General features: G+C 62.5%; 14 protein-coding genes. 5 read left to right on the plus strand and 9 right to left on the minus strand.

The genetic code is table 11. The annotated features are described in order from the left end of the window. Positions 1 to 46 precede the first annotated feature (46 nt). Positions 47 to 793: an NRDE family protein gene (locus J3P96_RS26755; protein WP_434654184.1), complete on the minus strand. Its 747-nt coding sequence runs from the start codon at positions 791 to 793 to the stop codon at positions 47 to 49. A gap of 147 nt (positions 794 to 940) precedes the next feature. Between J3P96_RS26755 and J3P96_RS26760 the strand changes: the two genes are divergently transcribed. The 3 genes from J3P96_RS26760 (at position 941) to J3P96_RS26770 (ending at position 3622) form a co-directional block, all read left to right on the plus strand. Beyond that, positions 941 to 1723 carry a sulfite exporter TauE/SafE family protein gene (locus J3P96_RS26760; protein WP_305501400.1) on the plus strand — a complete coding sequence of 261 codons (783 nt, stop codon included), beginning with the start codon at positions 941 to 943 and terminating at the stop codon, positions 1721 to 1723. Between the two features lie 68 nt (positions 1724 to 1791). Beyond that, complete coding sequence (gene lgt, locus J3P96_RS26765; RefSeq protein ID WP_434570407.1) at positions 1792 to 2601, plus strand: prolipoprotein diacylglyceryl transferase; 810 nt, start codon at positions 1792 to 1794, stop codon at positions 2599 to 2601. A gap of 49 nt (positions 2602 to 2650) precedes the next feature. Continuing rightward, on the plus strand, positions 2651 to 3622 hold the full coding sequence (locus tag J3P96_RS26770; RefSeq protein WP_434654186.1) for a thymidylate synthase: 972 nt from the start codon (positions 2651 to 2653) through the stop codon (positions 3620 to 3622). 133 nt (positions 3623 to 3755) lie between these two features. Here J3P96_RS26770 and cadR read toward each other — a convergent pair whose 3' ends face one another. After that, positions 3756 to 4202, minus strand: a complete 447-nt coding sequence (cadR, locus tag J3P96_RS26775; protein WP_434654189.1) for a Cd(II)/Pb(II)-responsive transcriptional regulator — start codon at positions 4200 to 4202, stop codon at positions 3756 to 3758. Between the two features lie 85 nt (positions 4203 to 4287). Between cadR and J3P96_RS26780 the strand changes: the two genes are divergently transcribed. Beyond that, positions 4288 to 6507, plus strand: coding sequence for a heavy metal translocating P-type ATPase (locus J3P96_RS26780; RefSeq protein WP_434654191.1), 2220 nt, complete (start codon positions 4288 to 4290; stop codon positions 6505 to 6507). A 79-nt stretch (positions 6508 to 6586) separates the two neighbouring features. Here the strand turns inward: J3P96_RS26780 and J3P96_RS26785 are convergent, their stop codons facing one another. Genes J3P96_RS26785 through J3P96_RS26795 form a run of 3 tightly spaced genes read right to left on the minus strand, consistent with a single transcriptional unit; the run spans position 6587 to position 11795 of the window. Further along, the gene (locus J3P96_RS26785) at positions 6587 to 9634 is read right to left on the minus strand and encodes an efflux RND transporter permease subunit (RefSeq protein ID WP_434654194.1); all 3048 of its coding nucleotides are present in this window, start codon (positions 9632 to 9634) and stop codon (positions 6587 to 6589) included. Then, the gene (locus tag J3P96_RS26790; RefSeq protein ID WP_434654196.1) at positions 9631 to 10695 is read right to left on the minus strand and encodes an efflux RND transporter periplasmic adaptor subunit; all 1065 of its coding nucleotides are present in this window, start codon (positions 10693 to 10695) and stop codon (positions 9631 to 9633) included. The genes J3P96_RS26785 and J3P96_RS26790 overlap by 4 nt, the downstream gene beginning before the upstream one ends. Next, the gene (locus tag J3P96_RS26795) at positions 10692 to 11795 is read right to left on the minus strand and encodes an efflux RND transporter periplasmic adaptor subunit (protein WP_434654199.1); all 1104 of its coding nucleotides are present in this window, start codon (positions 11793 to 11795) and stop codon (positions 10692 to 10694) included. The genes J3P96_RS26790 and J3P96_RS26795 overlap by 4 nt, the downstream gene beginning before the upstream one ends. A 125-nt stretch (positions 11796 to 11920) precedes the next feature. On the opposite strand from J3P96_RS26795, the gene J3P96_RS26800 reads away from it, so the two are divergent. Beyond that, a complete protein-coding gene (locus J3P96_RS26800; protein ID WP_434654201.1) occupies positions 11921 to 13081 on the plus strand; it encodes an AAA family ATPase in 1161 nt (386 codons plus the stop codon). Between the two features lie 216 nt (positions 13082 to 13297). On the opposite strand, the gene J3P96_RS26805 is transcribed toward J3P96_RS26800, so the two are convergent. From J3P96_RS26805 to J3P96_RS26820, 4 genes are read right to left on the minus strand one after another with little or no spacing between them, the layout of a single operon-like run. Then, positions 13298 to 14179, minus strand: coding sequence for a transporter substrate-binding domain-containing protein (locus tag J3P96_RS26805; protein WP_434654204.1), 882 nt, complete (start codon positions 14177 to 14179; stop codon positions 13298 to 13300). Further along, positions 14176 to 14958, minus strand: a complete 783-nt coding sequence (locus J3P96_RS26810) for an amino acid ABC transporter ATP-binding protein (RefSeq protein ID WP_434654207.1) — start codon at positions 14956 to 14958, stop codon at positions 14176 to 14178. Before J3P96_RS26810 ends, J3P96_RS26805 begins: the two co-directional genes overlap by 4 nt. Beyond that, positions 14955 to 15614 (minus strand): amino acid ABC transporter permease, encoded by a 660-nt coding sequence (locus tag J3P96_RS26815; RefSeq protein WP_434654210.1) that lies wholly within the window; start codon positions 15612 to 15614, stop codon positions 14955 to 14957. Before J3P96_RS26815 ends, J3P96_RS26810 begins: the two co-directional genes overlap by 4 nt. After that, complete coding sequence (locus J3P96_RS26820) at positions 15595 to 16260, minus strand: amino acid ABC transporter permease (protein ID WP_434654213.1); 666 nt, start codon at positions 16258 to 16260, stop codon at positions 15595 to 15597. The genes J3P96_RS26815 and J3P96_RS26820 overlap by 20 nt, the downstream gene beginning before the upstream one ends. Positions 16261 to 16602: the final 342 nt, after the last annotated feature.

Genomic DNA, 16602 nt, shown 5'->3' on the forward strand with positions numbered 1-16602 from the left:
TAGCCCAGCGGGAGCAAGCTCCCTCGCCACGGGGTTATCGTCGGCATTAAACGAGCAGCTCCACCTCCCCCAAATGCCCCCCATGCGGCCCGAAACTGCGCTCGACCATTTGCCGCGTCCCGTCAGCATTAACGATCAGCGCCGTGCTCGCCCGCGTCCCGTAGGCCGGGCTGGCGATGAACACGCTCGACAGCAGCATTTCCGTGGACAGTCCCACGCCGGTGTCCGGCAGCTCCGCCACCGGGGCCGGTTGCGGATCGTTCAATAGCGTCAGCAGCGCTTGGGGTTGCGGGTCATGCAGCACCTCACTCAACGCCGTCCGGGCCTTGAGCAATTTCGGCCAGGGCGTGTTCAACCCGGCGTTGGACAATCCGTAGATCCCTTCGGTCAACAACTGCGGGCGTGTATCGCGTGCGTTGTAGTGCCACAGTTCGGCACCATCGCCCAGCAGCAGGTTGAAGCCACCGTACTCGCCGGCGCGCGGCACGACTTCGCTCAGATAATCGACGATCGACAGATTCCCGGTCAGGAACCGCGCCACCAGCTCGCCGCGAGACTTGAACGCCGGGAGCTGGCCAGGATCGCGGATGTTGGTCAGCGCGGCAAAGCGGCCCCCGGCGCCGACCCCGAGCCAGGTGCCGCCCGCTTCCAGGTCGCGACCGGCATGCACATGCGGCGCGTCAGGCCACTGCGCCAATGGCAGCGTCGGGCGCGCATAGAACTCGTCGCGGTTAGCCGCCACGATCAGCGGCTGGGCGTGGCCGGGCCGCCAGGCAAATACGATCAGGCACATCAGGTTGTCCTGTGAAAAATCCGAGCTCCGCTTTCGTGGTGCCTACTTTACCGACACATCACCAACGCATCCATCGCCTTCAGTGGAGCCCAGGCCCCTCGATCCGTTACCATGCCGCTCTTGTTTGCGATGGTCGAGGCGACGCTGGTGGAATTTCTGCTTTATCTGCTGCTCGGCGCCTGTGCCGGTGTACTCGCCGGGCTATTCGGCGTCGGCGGCGGGATGATCATCGTCCCGGTGCTGGTGTTCAGTTTCACCTTGCAGGGTTTCGACCCGCAGGTGTTGACGCACCTGGCTGTCGGTACGTCCCTGGCATCGATCATCTTTACCTCGGTGAATGCCGTACGCGAGCATCACCGCAAAGGCGCGGTGCGCTGGCAGATCTTTACCTGGATGACCGTCGGGATCCTGATCGGTGCCGGTTTCGGCGCCATTACCGCCGAAGCGATCTCCGGCCCGCATCTGCAAAAAATCATCGGCGTATTCGCCATGCTCGTTGCCCTGCAACTGGCGCTGGATTTCAAGCCGAAGGCCAGCCGTACCGTGCCGGGCAAGGTCGGATTGGGCCTGGCCGGCACGGTTGTCGGCTGGGCCTCGGCGATTTTCGGTATCGGCGGCGGTTCGCTGACCGTGCCGTTCCTGACCTGGCGCAGCGTGCCGATGCAACAAGCGGTGGCGACTTCGTCGGCCTGCGGGCTGCCCATCGCCCTGGTCAGTGCGTTAAGTTTCATGATTCTGGGGTGGCAGGATCCGCTGTTGCCGCCCCATAGTCTCGGTTTTGTATATTTGCCGGCACTGCTGGGCATCGCCCTGACGAGCATGATCTTTGCCCGTTTCGGCGCGCGACTGGCCCATCGCCTGTCGCCGCGCTTGCTCAAGCGGCTGTTCGCCGCTTTGTTGTTCAGTGTGGGCTTGAGTTTCCTGCTCTGACGCAATCCTGGCTTAATCCCGAGGTGGCAGCTTCGCCCGGGTATTTTTGACGTTCATGAGGAATATCAATGCTGCCTTACCCGCAGATCGATCCGGTTGCCCTGGCCATCGGCCCGCTGAAAATCCACTGGTACGGTCTCATGTACCTGATCGGTATCGGCGGTGCCTGGTGGCTGGCCTCGCGCCGGCTCAACCGGTTTGACCCGACCTGGAACAAAGAGAAGCTCTCGGACCTGGTGTTCTGGCTGTCCATGGGCGTGATCGTTGGCGGGCGCCTGGGTTATGTACTGTTCTACGACCTGAGCGCCTACCTGGCCAACCCGACGCTGATCTTTGAAGTCTGGAAGGGCGGCATGTCGTTCCACGGGGGCTTCATCGGCGTGATGCTGGCGGCGCTGTGGTTCGGCAAGCGCAACAACAAGTCGTTTTTCGAACTGATGGACTTCGTCGCACCGATGGTGCCGATCGGCCTGGGCGCCGGGCGCATCGGCAATTTCATCAACGCCGAGCTGTGGGGCAAGCCGACGGACGTGCCGTGGGCGATGGTCTTCCCGCCGTTCAGCGACCCGGCCCAACTGCCCCGCCACCCGTCGCAGCTGTACCAGTTCGCCCTGGAAGGCGTGGCACTGTTCCTGATTCTCTGGTTGTTCTCGCGCAAACCGCGGCCGACCATGGCGGTGTCGGGCATGTTTGCGCTGTTCTACGGGATCTTCCGTTTCATCGTCGAGTTCGTCCGCGTGCCGGACGCCCAGCTCGGCTATCTGGCGTGGAACTGGCTGACCATGGGCCAGGTGCTATGCCTGCCGATGATCATCGGTGGTCTGGCGCTGATCTGGCTGGCTTATAACCGTGCACCGGCTGCGGCGGCCAAGGTTTAAAATTCGGACCCCGGGGCGCTGGCCCCGGGTTCAAGGACACAGGTAACCCATGAAGCAATATCTCGACCTGGTGGCTCACGTCATCAAGAACGGCACCAAGCAAGCCAACCGCACCGGCGTGAACACCATCAGTTTCCCTGGCGCGATGCTGCGCTATGACCTGAAGGAAGGCTTTCCCGCCATCACTACGCGCAAGATGGCCTTCAAGTCGGCGATCGGCGAGATGTGCGGTTTCTTGCGTGGCGTGAACAATGCCGCCGAGTTCCGGGCCCTGGGCTGCAAGGTCTGGGACCAGAATGCCAACGAAAATGCGCAATGGCTGGCCAACCCGTTCCGCCAGGGCGAGGACGACCTGGGCGAGATCTACGGCGTGCAATGGCGCAAGTGGCCGGCCTACAAGCAGATACCGCTGAGCAACGCGGCCGCCATCGAGCAGACGCTGGCCCAGGGTTATCGGCAGATCGCCGAAGGCGAAGAAAACGGCCAGGCCTACGTGGTGCTGTACAAGGCCATCGATCAGGTTCGCCAGTGCGTCGACACCATCATCAACGACCCGGGCAGCCGGCGCATCCTGTTCCACGGCTGGAACTGCGCCCAGCTCGATGAAATGGCCCTGCCACCGTGCCACCTGCTGTATCAGTTCCATCCGAATGTCGAGACCCGGGAAATTTCCCTGACCCTCTACATCCGCTCCAACGACCTGGGCCTGGGCACGCCGTTCAACCTCACCGAAGGCGCCGCGCTGCTAAGCCTGATTGGTCGCCTGACCGGTTATACGCCGCGCTGGTTCACCTATTTCATCGGCGATGCCCATGTCTACGAAAACCACTTGGACATGCTCAATGAACAGCTCACGCGCGAGCCGTTCCCGATGCCCCGACTGGTGATTTCCGAGCGCGTGCCGGAGTTTGCCAAGACCGGCGTATACCAGCCCGAGTGGCTGGAGCAGGTCGAACCGAGCGACTTCTCCCTCGAAGGCTACCAACACCATGCGCCGATGACCGCGCCGATGGCGGTCTAAAAAACACCACCACCCCTCTGTGGGAGCGAGCCTGCTCGCGAAAGCGTCATCACATACAAATATTTATGTGACTGATCCACCGCTTTCGCGAGCAGGCTCGCTCCCACCTGGTCTCCGTTATTTCAGAATCAGGTCAATGCCCATGACTCCTGCCCACATGTGAATGCTCCACCTCCGGCGCCACCGCCCCGCTCACCTCCAACCGTTGCAAGATCCCACACTGCTCAAGATCCGGCCCTTCGCCACAGCGATGGCGCAGGTCGATCAGTTGCGCCTGCAAGGCCAGCAGGCCGTCGATGCGCGCCTTGACGTGGTGGATGTGTTCGTCGATCAGTGCGTTGACGCTCTCGCATTGGTCCTGGGGGCTGTCGCGCAAGGCCAGCAGGCTACGGATTTCCTCCAGGGTCATGTCCAGGGTCCGGCAGTTGCGGATGAACGTCAGCCGCTCGGCATGGGCCTGGGTGTAGACGCGATAATTGCCGTCACTGCGGGCCGGTTCCGGCAGCAAACCCTCACGTTCGTAATAGCGGATGGTCTCGACCTGGCAGTCGGTGATTTTCGCCAGTTCGCCAATCTTCATCGGATGAACTCCAAATAGGTGCTTGACCCTATAGTGGCTACAGGGTCTTTACTGCGCAACAGGCACTTTTCACGGACGTAACCCGATGAACGATTCCATCCATACACCCCGACCCGCCCATGGCCATGAGCACGGGCACTCCTGCTGCTCATCCAAGGCAGCGCCGGCGGTAGTCACGCTCGACAAAACGCCGACGGACGGTGCGCGGCTGAGCAGTTTTCGCATCGAAGCCATGGACTGCCCCACCGAACAGACACTGATCCAGAACAAGCTCGGCAAACTTGAAGGCGTGCAGCGACTGGAATTCAACCTGATCAACCGCGTGCTGGGCGTAACCCATGACCTGCCCAGCGACACGCCGATCATCAAGGCCATCGAGTCCTTGGGAATGCAGGCGGAACCGTTGACGGCTGGCCAGGACAAACCGACTCACACCCCGCCCGCCCCAGCCAAACCATGGTGGCCCCTGGCGTTGTCCGGCGTCACGGCATTGGGCGCCGAGGTGATTCACTTCACCAACGCAGCGCCGAACTGGGTCGTCGCGTTGGTGGCGCTGGTGTCGATCCTCAGCGGTGGCCTCGCCACCTACAAGAAGGGCTGGATCGCCCTGAAGAACCTGAACCTGAACATCAACGCCCTGATGAGCATCGCCGTAACCGGCGCGGTGTTGATTGGCCAATGGCCGGAAGCGGCGATGGTGATGTTCCTGTTCACCGTGGCCGAACTGATCGAGGCCAAGTCCCTCGACCGCGCGCGCAACGCCATCAGCGGCCTGATGCAGATGGCGCCGGAACAGGCCACCGTGCAGCAGGCCGATGGCAGTTGGCAGGTCCAGGAAGTGAAGAGCGTCGCTCTTGGCGCGCGGGTGCGGGTTCGCCCCGGTGAACGCGTCGGGCTGGATGGCGATGTGGTCGCAGGCCGTTCGACCATCGACCAGGCGCCGATCACCGGCGAAAGCCTGCCGGTGGACAAGACCGTGGGCGACAAAGTGTTTGCCGGCACCATCAACCAGGCCGGCGAACTGGAATACGCCGTGACCGCCGCGGCCGATCAATCCACCCTGGCGCGGATTATCCATGCCGTGGAGCAGGCCCAGGGCGCCCGGGCACCGACCCAGCGCTTCGTTGACCGGTTCTCGACAATCTACACCCCGGCGGTGTTTGCCCTGGCCTTGGCTGTGGCCGTTATCCCACCGCTGTTCATGGGCGCAGTCTGGTTCGACTGGATCTATCGGGCGCTGGTCCTGCTGGTGGTCGCCTGCCCATGTGCACTGGTGATTTCCACCCCCGTGACCATCGTCAGCGGCCTGGCGGCAGCGGCGCGCAAAGGCATCCTGGTCAAGGGCGGCGTGTACCTGGAGGGCGGCCACAAGCTCGATTACCTGGCCTTGGACAAGACCGGCACGATCACCCACGGCAAACCGGTGCAGACCGATTACCTGGCTCTGGACCCCAGCGTGGAAACCACCGCACCGGCCCTGGCCGCCAGCCTCGCGGCGCGGTCGGACCATCCGGTGTCCCGGGCGATTGCCTACGCGGCTGTGGATAAACAACTGGCGCAGCAGGTTGTGGATAACTTCGCGGCGCTTGCCGGGCGCGGCGTTCGCGGCGACATCGGCGGCCAGACCTATCACTTGGGCAACCATCGCCTCGTGGAAGACCTGGGCCTGTGCTCTCCCGAGCTGGAAGCGAAACTCTTCGCCTTGGAAAAACAAGGCAAGTCCGTCGTGCTGCTGCTCGGCAGCACCAGGCCTCTGGCCCTGTTTGCCGTGGCCGATACCGTCAAGGACTCCAGCCGCGAAGCGATCCGGCAGTTGCATGACCTGGGCATCAAGACGCTGATGCTGACCGGCGACAACGCCCACACCGCCGAGGCGATTGCCGCACAGGTGGGCATGGACCGAGCCCACGGCGACCTGTTGCCGGAAGACAAGCTGCAAGTCATCGAGAAGCTCTATGCCGAGGGTCACCGGGTCGGCATGGTGGGCGACGGCATCAACGATGCCCCGGCCCTGGCCCGCTCGGAAATCGGCTTCGCCATGGCGGCGGCCGGCACCGACACCGCCATCGAGACCGCTGACGTAGCGCTGATGGATGACGACCTGCGCAAGATTCCCGCGTTCATCCGGCTGTCGCGGCAGACGTCGAGCATCCTCAAGCAGAACATCGCCCTGGCGTTGGTGATCAAGGCGATTTTCCTTGCGGTGACCTTCGCCGGGTTCGCCACCATGTGGATGGCGGTATTTGCCGACATGGGAGTGAGCTTGCTGGTGGTGTTCAATGGGTTGCGGTTGTTGCGCAAGTAAAGATTCGGAGAGACCGGGCTGGCCTGCTCGCGAAAGCGGTGGGTCAGCTTGCATTGAGGTTGGATGTGCCGCAGCCGTGTCACTCGCGCTTGGGCTCGCGGATCTTGTACCAGGCCACATACAGCGCTGGCAGGAACAGCAGCGTCAACAGCGTGGCGACGATGATCCCGCCGATCATCGCGTAGGCCATCGGGCCCCAGAACACTTCCCGGGCGATCGGAATCATCCCCAGGCTCGCCGCCGCCGCCGTCAACAGGATCGGCCGGCGCCGGTGCTCGGTCGCTTCCACCACCGCATCCCAGGGTTCATAGCCGTCACGTTCGTATTCGTCGATCTGGGTCACCAGGATCACCGAGTTGCGGATGATGATGCCGATCAGCGCAAGGATCCCGAGGATCGCCACAAAGCCCATGGGCGTGCCCGTCGGCACCAGCGCCAGGACCACGCCGATCAAGCCCAGGGGCGCGACACTGGCCACCAGGAACAATTTCTGCACGCTGTGCAACTGGATCATCAGGAACGTCGCCATCAGGAACAACATCAGCGGCACCACGCTGGCGATCGGCCCCTGGGCCTTGCTGCTTTCCTCCACCGTGCCGCCGGTGGCGACCTTGTAGCCTACCGGCAATCTGGCGGCGAACCTGTCGATGTCCGGTTGCAGTTGCCGCACCAGGTCCGTCGGCTGGATTTCATCGCGCACGGCAGCCTTGATGGTGATGGTCGGCTTGCGGTCGCGGCGCCACACCAGTGGTTGCTCCAGCTCGTAGCGCACCGTGGCAAAGGCCAGCAGCGGAATCGAGGTCCCGCCCGGTGTGACGATCTGCAGGTTCTGCAAGGTTTCTGGCGAACCGCGCTCGGCGTCTTCGGCGCGACCCACCACGTCGATCAGGTAGATATCGTCGTTGACCTGGGTCACCGGCGAGCCGCTGACGATGCTGTTCATCAGCCGGGCCACGTCATCCGAAGACAATCCCAGTTGCCGCGCCTTGTCCTGGGCGATGTCGATGCGCAGTACTTTGCCCGGCTCGTTCCAGTCGTAGATGATCTCGCCGATGTGCGAGTTCTTGTCCAGTTCGGTGGCAAGCTCGATGGCATGCTTGCGCACCTGGTCGATGTCTTTGCCGCTGACCCGGTACTGGATCGGCCGACCGACCGGCGGGCCCATTTCCAGCGCCTGCACGTAGCTGCCGATGCCGACGAAATCTTCACGCAGGCGCTTTTGCAGGCGTTCGCTGAGGGCCGCGCGTGACTCCAGGTCCTTGCTGACAATCACCAGTTGCGCGTAGTACGGGTTCTGCAGTTGCTGGTCCAGCGGCAGGTAGAAGCGAATGGCGCCTTCGCCGATGTAAGTGCTCCAGCGCGCGATGTCCGGGTCGCCCTTGAGGGTGGCCTCCAGGCGATCGACCGCCTTGCGCGTCTCGTCCATCGAGGCGTTCTGCGGCAGGTTGAGGTCCACCAGGATCTCCGGGCGGTCCGAGGACGGGAAGAACTGGTTCTGTACGAAGCGCATGCAGAATACCGCCAACGCGAACAGCAGCACGGTGATCCCGATTGCCCACCAGCGATTGCGCATCGCCCACAGCAGGCCACCGTTGAAGGCCCGTCCGACCCGCCCCGGCTCGTTGCTGTGGGGCTTTACGTTGGGACTGAGAATGTGCACGCCGATCACCGGGGCGAACAGCACCGCGACGATCCAGGACACCAGCATCGCCACGGCAATGACCGCGAACAGGGTGAAGGTGTATTCGCCAGCCGAACTGGCGTTCAGGCCGATGGGCACGAAGCCGGCCACGGTCACCAGGGTCCCGGTGAGCATCGGAAAGGCGGTCGAGGTATAGGCAAACGTCGCGGCCTGATCCTTGGAATCGCCTTTTTCCAGGCGCGTTACCATCATCTCCACGGTGATCATGGCATCGTCCACCAGTAGACCAAGGGCGATGATCAATGCACCGAGGGAAATCCGCTGCATGGTGATGCCGCTGTATTCCATGAACACGAACACCATCGCCAGCACCAGCGGGATCGAGCAGGCCACCACCAGCCCGGCGCGGATGCCGAGGCTGATGAAACTGACCACCAGAACGATGATCACCGCCTCGAACAAGGCGCTGGTGAAGCCGCCAACGGCTTCCTCCACCACTTCGGCCTGGTCCGACACCGTATGCACACCGACCCCCACCGGCAGGTCCGCGGTCAGTTCGTCCATGCGCGCATGCAGCGCCTTGCCGAACTCCTGGATGTTGCCGCCCTTCTTCATGGCGATGGCAAGACCGATCGCCGGCGTGCCGTTGAAGCGGAACATCGGCGTGGCGGGATCGACGTAACCACGGCGAATGTCGGCGATATCGGCGAGGCGATAGAAACGATCATTGAGTCGCAGGTTGACGTTGGCCAGGTCCTTTTCCGATTGGAACTGGCCGGACGTGCGCACGGAGATCCGCTCCGGCCCGGCGTCGATCACCCCTGCCGGGGTCACGGCGTTCTGCGACTGCAGGCTCTGCACCACCTGGCGCTGGTCGATGCCCAGTGCGGCGAGTTTGCGCGTGGAAAAATTCAGGTACAGCACTTCGTCCTGCTCGCCGACCATTTCCACCTTGCCCAGGCCGGGCACGTCGCGGATCTCGGCGCGCACCTGTTCGACATAATCGCGCAACTGACGCATCGACAGGCCGTCGCCGGTGAAAGCGTACACGGAGCCGTACACATCGCCGAACTCGTCGTTGAACCCCGGCCCCTGCAGGCCCTGGGGAAATTCGCCGCGGATGTCGTCGATCTTTTTGCGCACCTGGTACCAGATCTGCGGGATTTCCTCCGCGCCGGTGGTATCGCGCAGATACACGAACACCGTCGACTCCCCGGGCCGGGTGTAACTCTTCACATAATCGAGGGAATCGAGCTCTTCGAGTTTTTTCTCGATGCGGTCGGTGACCTGGTCGAGGGTTTCTTCCTGGGTTGCGCCGGGCCAGCGGGTCTGGATGACCATGGTCTTGATGGTGAACGACGGGTCTTCTTCGCGGCCCAGGTTCATGTACGAGAACACGCCCATCAGCAATGCGACGAACATCAGGTACCACACGAAAGACTGATGCCGCAGGGCCCATTCGGATAAGTTGAAAGGCCCTTTCATCGTGCGTCCTCGTCGAGTTTCACTTTTTGCCCCGGCTGGAGACTGTTCACCCCGGCGCTGACCACGCGGTCGCCAGGCTTGATGCCGTTGGCGACCAGCACCGATCCGGCCGATCGCTCGATAATCTGTACTTCTCGTGGCGAGACTGTCTGGCTCTGCGGGTCGATCAGCCAGATTCGCGCCTTGCCGTCGACTTCCTGCAACGCGCTGAGCGGCAGCTCGATGCGCGGTTCGATGGCCGAGCTCAGGGTCACGCTGATGGCGGTGCCCAGGCGAAAGCCCGGCGGGGTATCGGTCAGGGTCAGGCGCGCGCGGCGGGTACGGGTGGCGCTTTGCGCCTGAGGCTCGATCTCGCGCACGATGGCCGTGGTGTGGGTCGCCGGATCGAGCTGTGCGGCGACCTTGAACACCACATCCTCGGGCAGGCGCTCGGCCAGCCCGGCGGGCAAGTCGATCACCGCTTCCTTGACGTCCGGGCGGGCCAGCGTCACTACTTGCTGGCCGGCGGTCACCACCTGCCCCGCCTCGGCCGTCCAGGCGGTGACGACCGCGTCATGGTCGGTACGCAGTTCGCTGTAGTTGAGCTGGTCGCGGGCCTGTTCCACCGTGGCCTTGGCCTGTTCCAGGGAGGCAGCGGTGGTCTTCAGGTCGGTCTGGGCGATGTCCAGTTGCGCCTGGGCACCGACGCCACGGTCGAACAATTGCTGCTGGCGACGGGCATTGGCCTGGGCATTGATGTACTGCGCCTCGATCCGCGCCAGGTCGCCCTGAGCGGCGCGCAACTGGTTCTGCTGGTCGGTGGGGTCGAGGGTTGCGAGCAGGTCGCCCTTCTTCACTTCCACGCCGACATCGACGTTGCGACTGGCGATGCGCCCGGGCACACGAAAACCCATGTTGGTTTCGTAGCGCGCCTGGATATTCCCGGCGAAGCGTCCCAGGGCCTGCTGGTCCAAGGCTCGGACCTCAATGGACAACACCGGCCGCACCGGCTCCGGCGGCGCTTCTTCTTTCGAGCAGGCGGCCAGCAGCAGGCCGGCCGCGACCATCCACAGGCGCTTCATGGCTGGGCTCCTGGCGGGTTTTTCTCATAGTTGTTTTCGGCGATCTCGACGCGCATGCCCGGATGAAGCAACTGCCCGCCGGCAATGATGACTTTTTCGCCGCCCTTGAGCCCGTCGCTGACGATGACCTTGCCGGTCAGGTAGCGGCTGACGGTGACATTGTGCAATTGCGCCTTGCCTTCGCCGTCCACCAGCCACACGGCCGGATCACTGAGATTCTTGGTCAGCGCCGACCAGGGCAGTTCCACGGCGGTTTTTCCTGCGGATTTGGCGGTGGCGCTGACCACCGAACCCAGGCGCATGCCTTCGGGCAAGTCGTTGAGCGTGACCTTGACCTGCACGGTGCCGGTCTCGGCGGACACCGCCGGCGTAATCTCGCGCACCGTACCGGTGGTCTTGATGGCAGGGTTGTCGAGCAGGCTGATGACAATGTCCGGCGCCGATGGCGGTTCGCTCAGCAGCGACTCGTAGATGTTGAACACCGCGTCGCGCTCACCGTCCCGGGCCAGGCTGAAGATCGGCTCCGTGGCCTGGACCACCTGGCCCACTTCGGCCTGGCGCGCCGTGATGATGCCCGGCGCCTCGGCGATCAGTGCGGTGTAGCTCAGCTGTTCGCGGGCATTGGCCAGTTGTGCCTGGGCCGCCGTCAGCGCGCTCTGGCTGCTGCGCAGTTGCGCCTGGGCCGCGTCGTATTCGCTCTGGCTGGTGTAGCCCTTGGGCAAGAGCTTCTGCTGGCGCACAAATGCCGCCGCACTCTGCTTGACCCGCGCCTGTTCGGCGGCCACCTGGGCCTCGGCGGAATCGACGTTGGTCTGCAGGTCACGTGGATCGAGCCGGGCCAGCACTTGCCGGGCCGAGACTCGGTCGCCGACGTCGACTTTGCGCTCGATGATCTTGCCGCCGACACGAAACGACAGGTCAGCCTGCACGCGAGCCTGGACATCGCCGGTAAGCGTCACCGAGGCGGCGTATTCGGAAGGTATGGCCTGCTGCACGAAAACCCGTGGCAAGGCTTTTTCCTCGGGCTTCTTGTCACCGCACCCCGTCAACACCGCACACACGCCCAAGCCAACAATCAATTTGATTCCAGGACCAGCCATGCAGACTCCTTTGCGTTGTACGGACGTACCAGTGACGATACGACTGTGAGCTTAGAACAGGGTTCACCGAATGCACAGGAATCGGGCAGACTCGTCTGTGACATCCATGTACGAAGGGAATTCGCATGCTCACGACCCTGGCGGTGGCCAACTACCGGTCCATCAACAAACTGGTCATCCCGCTGGGCAGGCTGAACCTGATCACCGGGCCCAACGGCAGTGGCAAATCGAATCTGTATCGCGCCCTGCGCCTGTTGGCGGAGACGGCGCAAGGTGGCGTGGTCAATGCTCTGGCCCGTGAAGGTGGGCTGGGCTCGACCTTCTGGGCCGGCCCGGATGAAATAAGCCGTCGCATGCGTAACGGCGAGATACCTGTGCAGGGCATCGTGCGTCAGGGCAGCATGCGCCTGCGCCTCGGATTTGCCGGGGAAAACTTCAGCTATTCGATCGCCCTGGGCCTGCCGGAACCCAGTCGTTCGGCGTTTTCACTGGACCCTGAAATCAAGCGCGAATGCATCTGGGCCGGACCGGTGTACAGGCCTGCCAGCTTGCTGGTGGACCGCAACGGGCCGATGATCCGCGCCCGTGAAAGCCGTTCGTGGGACGTATTGGCCCAACACACCCCGACCTTCGATAGCCTGTTCGACCAGGTCGGCAGCCTGCGCGCTTCGCCCGAAGTTTTGCAGATGCGCGAGTTCATTCGTCGCTGGCGCTTCTACGACCACTTTCGCAGCGACGCCGACGCCCCGGTGCGCCAGCCGCAACTGGGCACTCGCACCCCGGTGTTGCACCACGACGGACGCGACCTGGCTGCAGCGCTGCAAACTATTCTGGAGATAGGCGACTACGAAGCCCTGCACGCCGCCATTGGCGATGCGTTTCCTGGCGCTCAACTGCACATCGACAAACTGCAGGGCGGGCGTTTCGCCATCGCCTTCCAGCAACACGGCCTGCTGCGACCGTTATCGGCCGCCGAGCTGTCCGATGGAACCCTGCGCTACCTGCTGCTGGTAGCCGCCCTGCTCACGCCGCGCCCGCCCTCGCTGATGGTGCTCAACGAACCGGAAACCAGCCTGCACCCGGATCTGTTGCCGGCCTTGGCACGCTTGATCATCCGCGCTTCGGCCAACTGCCAGGTCTGGGTCGTGTCCCATGCCACACGCCTGATCGCCGCGCTGGAGCAGGATGAAAACTGCAATTGCATCGTGCTGGAAAAAGACTTGGGACAGACCGCAATCGTCGGACAGCGGATGCTGGATGAGCCGGCGTGGCATTGGCCTGAATAAGTAGTGACTGACAAACCGCTTTCGCGAGCAGGCTCGCTCCCACAGTGGTCGGTGTTCCTCCCTCGCCACGGGGTTTTCGGTTGCCTGGACTGACGCTTTCGCGAGCAGGCTCGCTCCCACAGGATTTCCGTATGGCCACAGAACTGTGTTCACTGAAGATGTGGGAGCGAGCTTGCTCGCGATGGCGATCGGAAGATTTACCCAAAAATCAGCGGCTCACCCCTGCCACTTGCCACCCTCGACAATCACGCTTTCAGGTTTGGTGTCATCGCTCAGTTCCTTGCGCACGTACTGGTCGTACAGCTTGAGCAAATATTTCTCTTCACCCAGCTTCGCCAGTTCCGCATTGACCCAGTCGCGCAGCTCGATATTGCCCTTCTTCACCGCCGGGGCAATCGGCGCTTCGGCACCCAGTTTCTGCTCAAGCACGCGATAGCCGGGGTTTTGCTTGGCCCAGCTGAACAGCACCAGATTGTCCTGGGCATACGCATCGCCTCGACCGTTGGCAAGTGCCTGCAAGGATTCGGAGTTTTTCTCGAACTTGAGCAGCTTCCAGTCCGGGTGATTCCTGGTCAGCCAGATATCCGCCGTGGTGCCGGTGGTGACGATGGTGGTGCGGGTCGCCAGGTCATCGAGAGTTTTCACTTCGCTGGCTTGCGGCACCAGCGCCTGCACCGCCACTTTCAGGTTCGGATTGGTGAAATCCACCGCTTCCTTGCGCTCCGGGGTCACGGTCATGTTGGCCAGGATCAGGTCGACTTTGTCACTCTGCAGAAACGGAATACGGCTCGCCGGCTCGACTGCAACGAATTCGACCTTGTTTTCGTCGCCGAGCAAGTCCTTGGCAAATCGACGGCCGATGTCAGTATCAAAGCCGACATAACGCCCCGCCTCATCGACGAAGCCAAACGGCGGCTTATCGGTGAAGACCCCGACGATCAGCTTGTCCCGCGCCTTGATCTTTTCCAGATAGCTGGCCGGTGCGGTGCCTTGGCTGGCGGCATTGGGCTTGGGAGGCTCTTCGGTTTTGTTGCAGCCGGCGAGCAAGAGGCCAGCGAGCAGCGGCAATAGCAGCAGAGACGACTTGGCAGTTTTCATGACAGTTGCAGTTCCTTTGTTAGAGTCGATTGGGGTAGTGCGGCGACGTAGGAGAACTTCTCCAGGAACTGCTGCGCTCGTGCGGTTTGCGGGTTCGTAAAGAAAATCTCGGGAGGGTTCTGTTCAAGGATCCGCCCGGCATCCATGAACACGATGCGGTCAGCCACGGCGCGGGCAAAGGCCATTTCGTGGGTGACGATCAACAGCGTCATGCCTTCGCGGGCCAGGCCCTGGATGACTTCCAGCACTTCCTTGACCATTTCCGGGTCGAGGGCGGCGGTAACTTCGTCGAACAGCATGACCTCAGGGTTCATGCACAGCGAGCGAACGATGGCGATGCGTTGTTGCTGACCGCCGGAGAGCTGGCGTGGGAAAGCATCGCGTTTGTCCAACAGGCCCACACGGGCCAACAAGGCTTCGGCCTGGGCGCGCGCTTCACCGCGGTCACGCTTTTGCACTTTGACAGGGCCGAGCAGCAGGTTATCGAGCACGCTCATGTGCGGGAACAGATGGTAGCTCTGGAACACCATGCCGATCCGTTGCCGTATCTCGCGCCAATCGGTGCCCTTGTCCAGCAACTCACGACCGGACAACTTAAGGCTGCCGCTGTGGGCCACTTCCAGCCCGTTGAGACACCGCAACAGGGTACTTTTGCCGCAACCGCTGGGGCCGAGGATGACGATCACTTCCCCGGCCTGCACTTGCAGGTCGACGCCGTCCAGTACCTGCTGTTCGCCGAAAAACTTGTTGAAACCCTTGAACTCGATCAATGCGCTCATGCTTGCGTCCAGCGCCGCTCCAGCACGCGGGAGGCGGCCGAGAGCGGGTAGCAGATGAAAAAGAAAAACAGGAACAATGCGCCGTAGATCAGCACCGATTCGTAGGTCCGCTCGATGATCTGCTGGCCGACCTTGATCACGTCCACCACGCCGATCAGCACCGCCAGGGAACTGGTCTTGATGATGCGCGTGTAGACGTTGATGGTCGGCGGCGTCATGCGCCTCAGGGCTTGCGGCAACAGCACATGGCCGTAGAGTTGCGCACCGTTGAGCCCAATCGACAATCCCGCCTCACGCTGGCCGCGTGGCAACGAATGCAAGGCGCCGCGCACCACCTCGCCGACCTCGCTGGAACCCCACAGCGACAGCACCAGAACCGCGCACCAGAAGCTCGGAATACTCAGGCCGAAAAAAATCGGCAGCCCGAAAAACAGCAGGTACAACCAGACCAGCACCGGGATCGCCCGGAACAGCTCCAGGTAGATCCGCAGAACAGCGTCCAGCCACTTCACGCCCAGCGTACGCAACACGCCGTAAAGCACGCCGCCGACGGTGCTGAAGGCGATGCCCAGGAAAGAAATCGACAACGTCTGCGCGGCGCCCTTGCCCAGTTGCGGCAACGACACCCACAACAACTCAAGACCCGAACTGGCCATGCTGGAGCCTCCTTTCCAGACGGCTGAGCAACAGCGACAGCGGCAAGAACAACAGCACGCAGATCATCGTCAGCACGGCGAGCATTTCGTAAGTCTTGTAGTAGAGCGCGATGTAGCTTTTGGTGGTGTAGAGAATTTCCGGCACCGCCACGGCCGAGACCACGGTGGTCTCCTTCAGCAGGAAAATGAAGTTGGCGAACAGCGACGGCAGGCTGAGAATCCCGGCCTGCGGCAGAATCACGTAGCGCAGCAATTGCCCGTGGGACAGACCAATGGAACGACCGGATTCCAATTGCGCCTGCGGCACCGCGTCCACGCCCGCACGCAGCACTTCCGTGAGGTAGGCACCGCCCAGGAACGTCATCGTGATGATCGCTGCGGCAAACCCTGAAACCTTGATACCCAGCGCCGGCAAAGCGAAATAGACGAAGAACAACTGGATCAGCAGCGGCGTATTGCGCGCCAACTCCACATACAGGCCGACCAGGCGTTGCAGGTAAGGCGTGCGCGACACCAAAATTGTCGCGTTCAACAGCGCCACCAGCAGCGAGGTGACGATGGCGACAAGGCCGACCTGCAGCGTCACGCCCACGGCCTTGAGAAACGCCGGGAGGGTGCTGAGGATAAAAGCGTAATCGAAGTTCATTGAACATCCTGGACGCCGCTCGATAAGCGGCGGTAGCGCGGTCCTTGGGCAGCGGGTAGCCGCCCGGCAAGTGCTGACTTTAAAGGTATAAGAATTGGAATTTAAATACCGTTAAAGCATATTGATATCACCCGAAAAACTATCCCTTGTCGATAAGGCGGCGTGAAGCCACCTTTGATCTTGTGGCGAGGGAGCTTGCTCCCGCTGGCCTGCGGAGCAGGCCCCTCTGTTCTTGAGGTAGACCGCATCAGCCGGTTTTGCGACTGCTGCGCAGCCGAGCGGGAGCAAGCTCCCTCGCCACGGGTAAGCCGTGCCCCTACACGATATGTGGAGCACAAAAAA

It is taken from the genome of Pseudomonas sp. R3-56, from assembly GCF_051132075.1.
Classification (GTDB): domain Bacteria; phylum Pseudomonadota; class Gammaproteobacteria; order Pseudomonadales; family Pseudomonadaceae; genus Aquipseudomonas.

Excerpts from the sequence above, each read along its gene's own strand:
- J3P96_RS26790 (WP_434654196.1), bottom strand. The coding sequence starts at position 10,695 with ATGAAGCGCCTGTGGATGGTCGCGGCCGGCCTGCTGCTGGCCGCCTGC.
- J3P96_RS26800 (WP_434654201.1), top strand. The coding sequence starts at position 11,921 with ATGCTCACGACCCTGGCGGTGGCCAACTACCGGTCCATCAACAAACTG.
- J3P96_RS26785 (WP_434654194.1), bottom strand. The coding sequence starts at position 9,634 with ATGAAAGGGCCTTTCAACTTATCCGAATGGGCCCTGCGGCATCAGTCT.
- lgt (WP_434570407.1), top strand. The coding sequence starts at position 1,792 with ATGCTGCCTTACCCGCAGATCGATCCGGTTGCCCTGGCCATCGGCCCG.
- J3P96_RS26805 (WP_434654204.1), bottom strand. The coding sequence starts at position 14,179 with ATGAAAACTGCCAAGTCGTCTCTGCTGCTATTGCCGCTGCTCGCTGGC.
- cadR (WP_434654189.1), bottom strand. The coding sequence starts at position 4,202 with ATGAAGATTGGCGAACTGGCGAAAATCACCGACTGCCAGGTCGAGACC.
- J3P96_RS26770 (WP_434654186.1), top strand. The coding sequence starts at position 2,651 with ATGAAGCAATATCTCGACCTGGTGGCTCACGTCATCAAGAACGGCACC.
- J3P96_RS26815 (WP_434654210.1), bottom strand. The coding sequence starts at position 15,614 with ATGGCCAGTTCGGGTCTTGAGTTGTTGTGGGTGTCGTTGCCGCAACTG.
- J3P96_RS26810 (WP_434654207.1), bottom strand. The coding sequence starts at position 14,958 with ATGAGCGCATTGATCGAGTTCAAGGGTTTCAACAAGTTTTTCGGCGAA.
- J3P96_RS26820 (WP_434654213.1), bottom strand. The coding sequence starts at position 16,260 with ATGAACTTCGATTACGCTTTTATCCTCAGCACCCTCCCGGCGTTTCTC.
- J3P96_RS26795 (WP_434654199.1), bottom strand. The coding sequence starts at position 11,795 with ATGGCTGGTCCTGGAATCAAATTGATTGTTGGCTTGGGCGTGTGTGCG.
- J3P96_RS26780 (WP_434654191.1), top strand. The coding sequence starts at position 4,288 with ATGAACGATTCCATCCATACACCCCGACCCGCCCATGGCCATGAGCAC.
- J3P96_RS26755 (WP_434654184.1), bottom strand. The coding sequence starts at position 793 with ATGTGCCTGATCGTATTTGCCTGGCGGCCCGGCCACGCCCAGCCGCTG.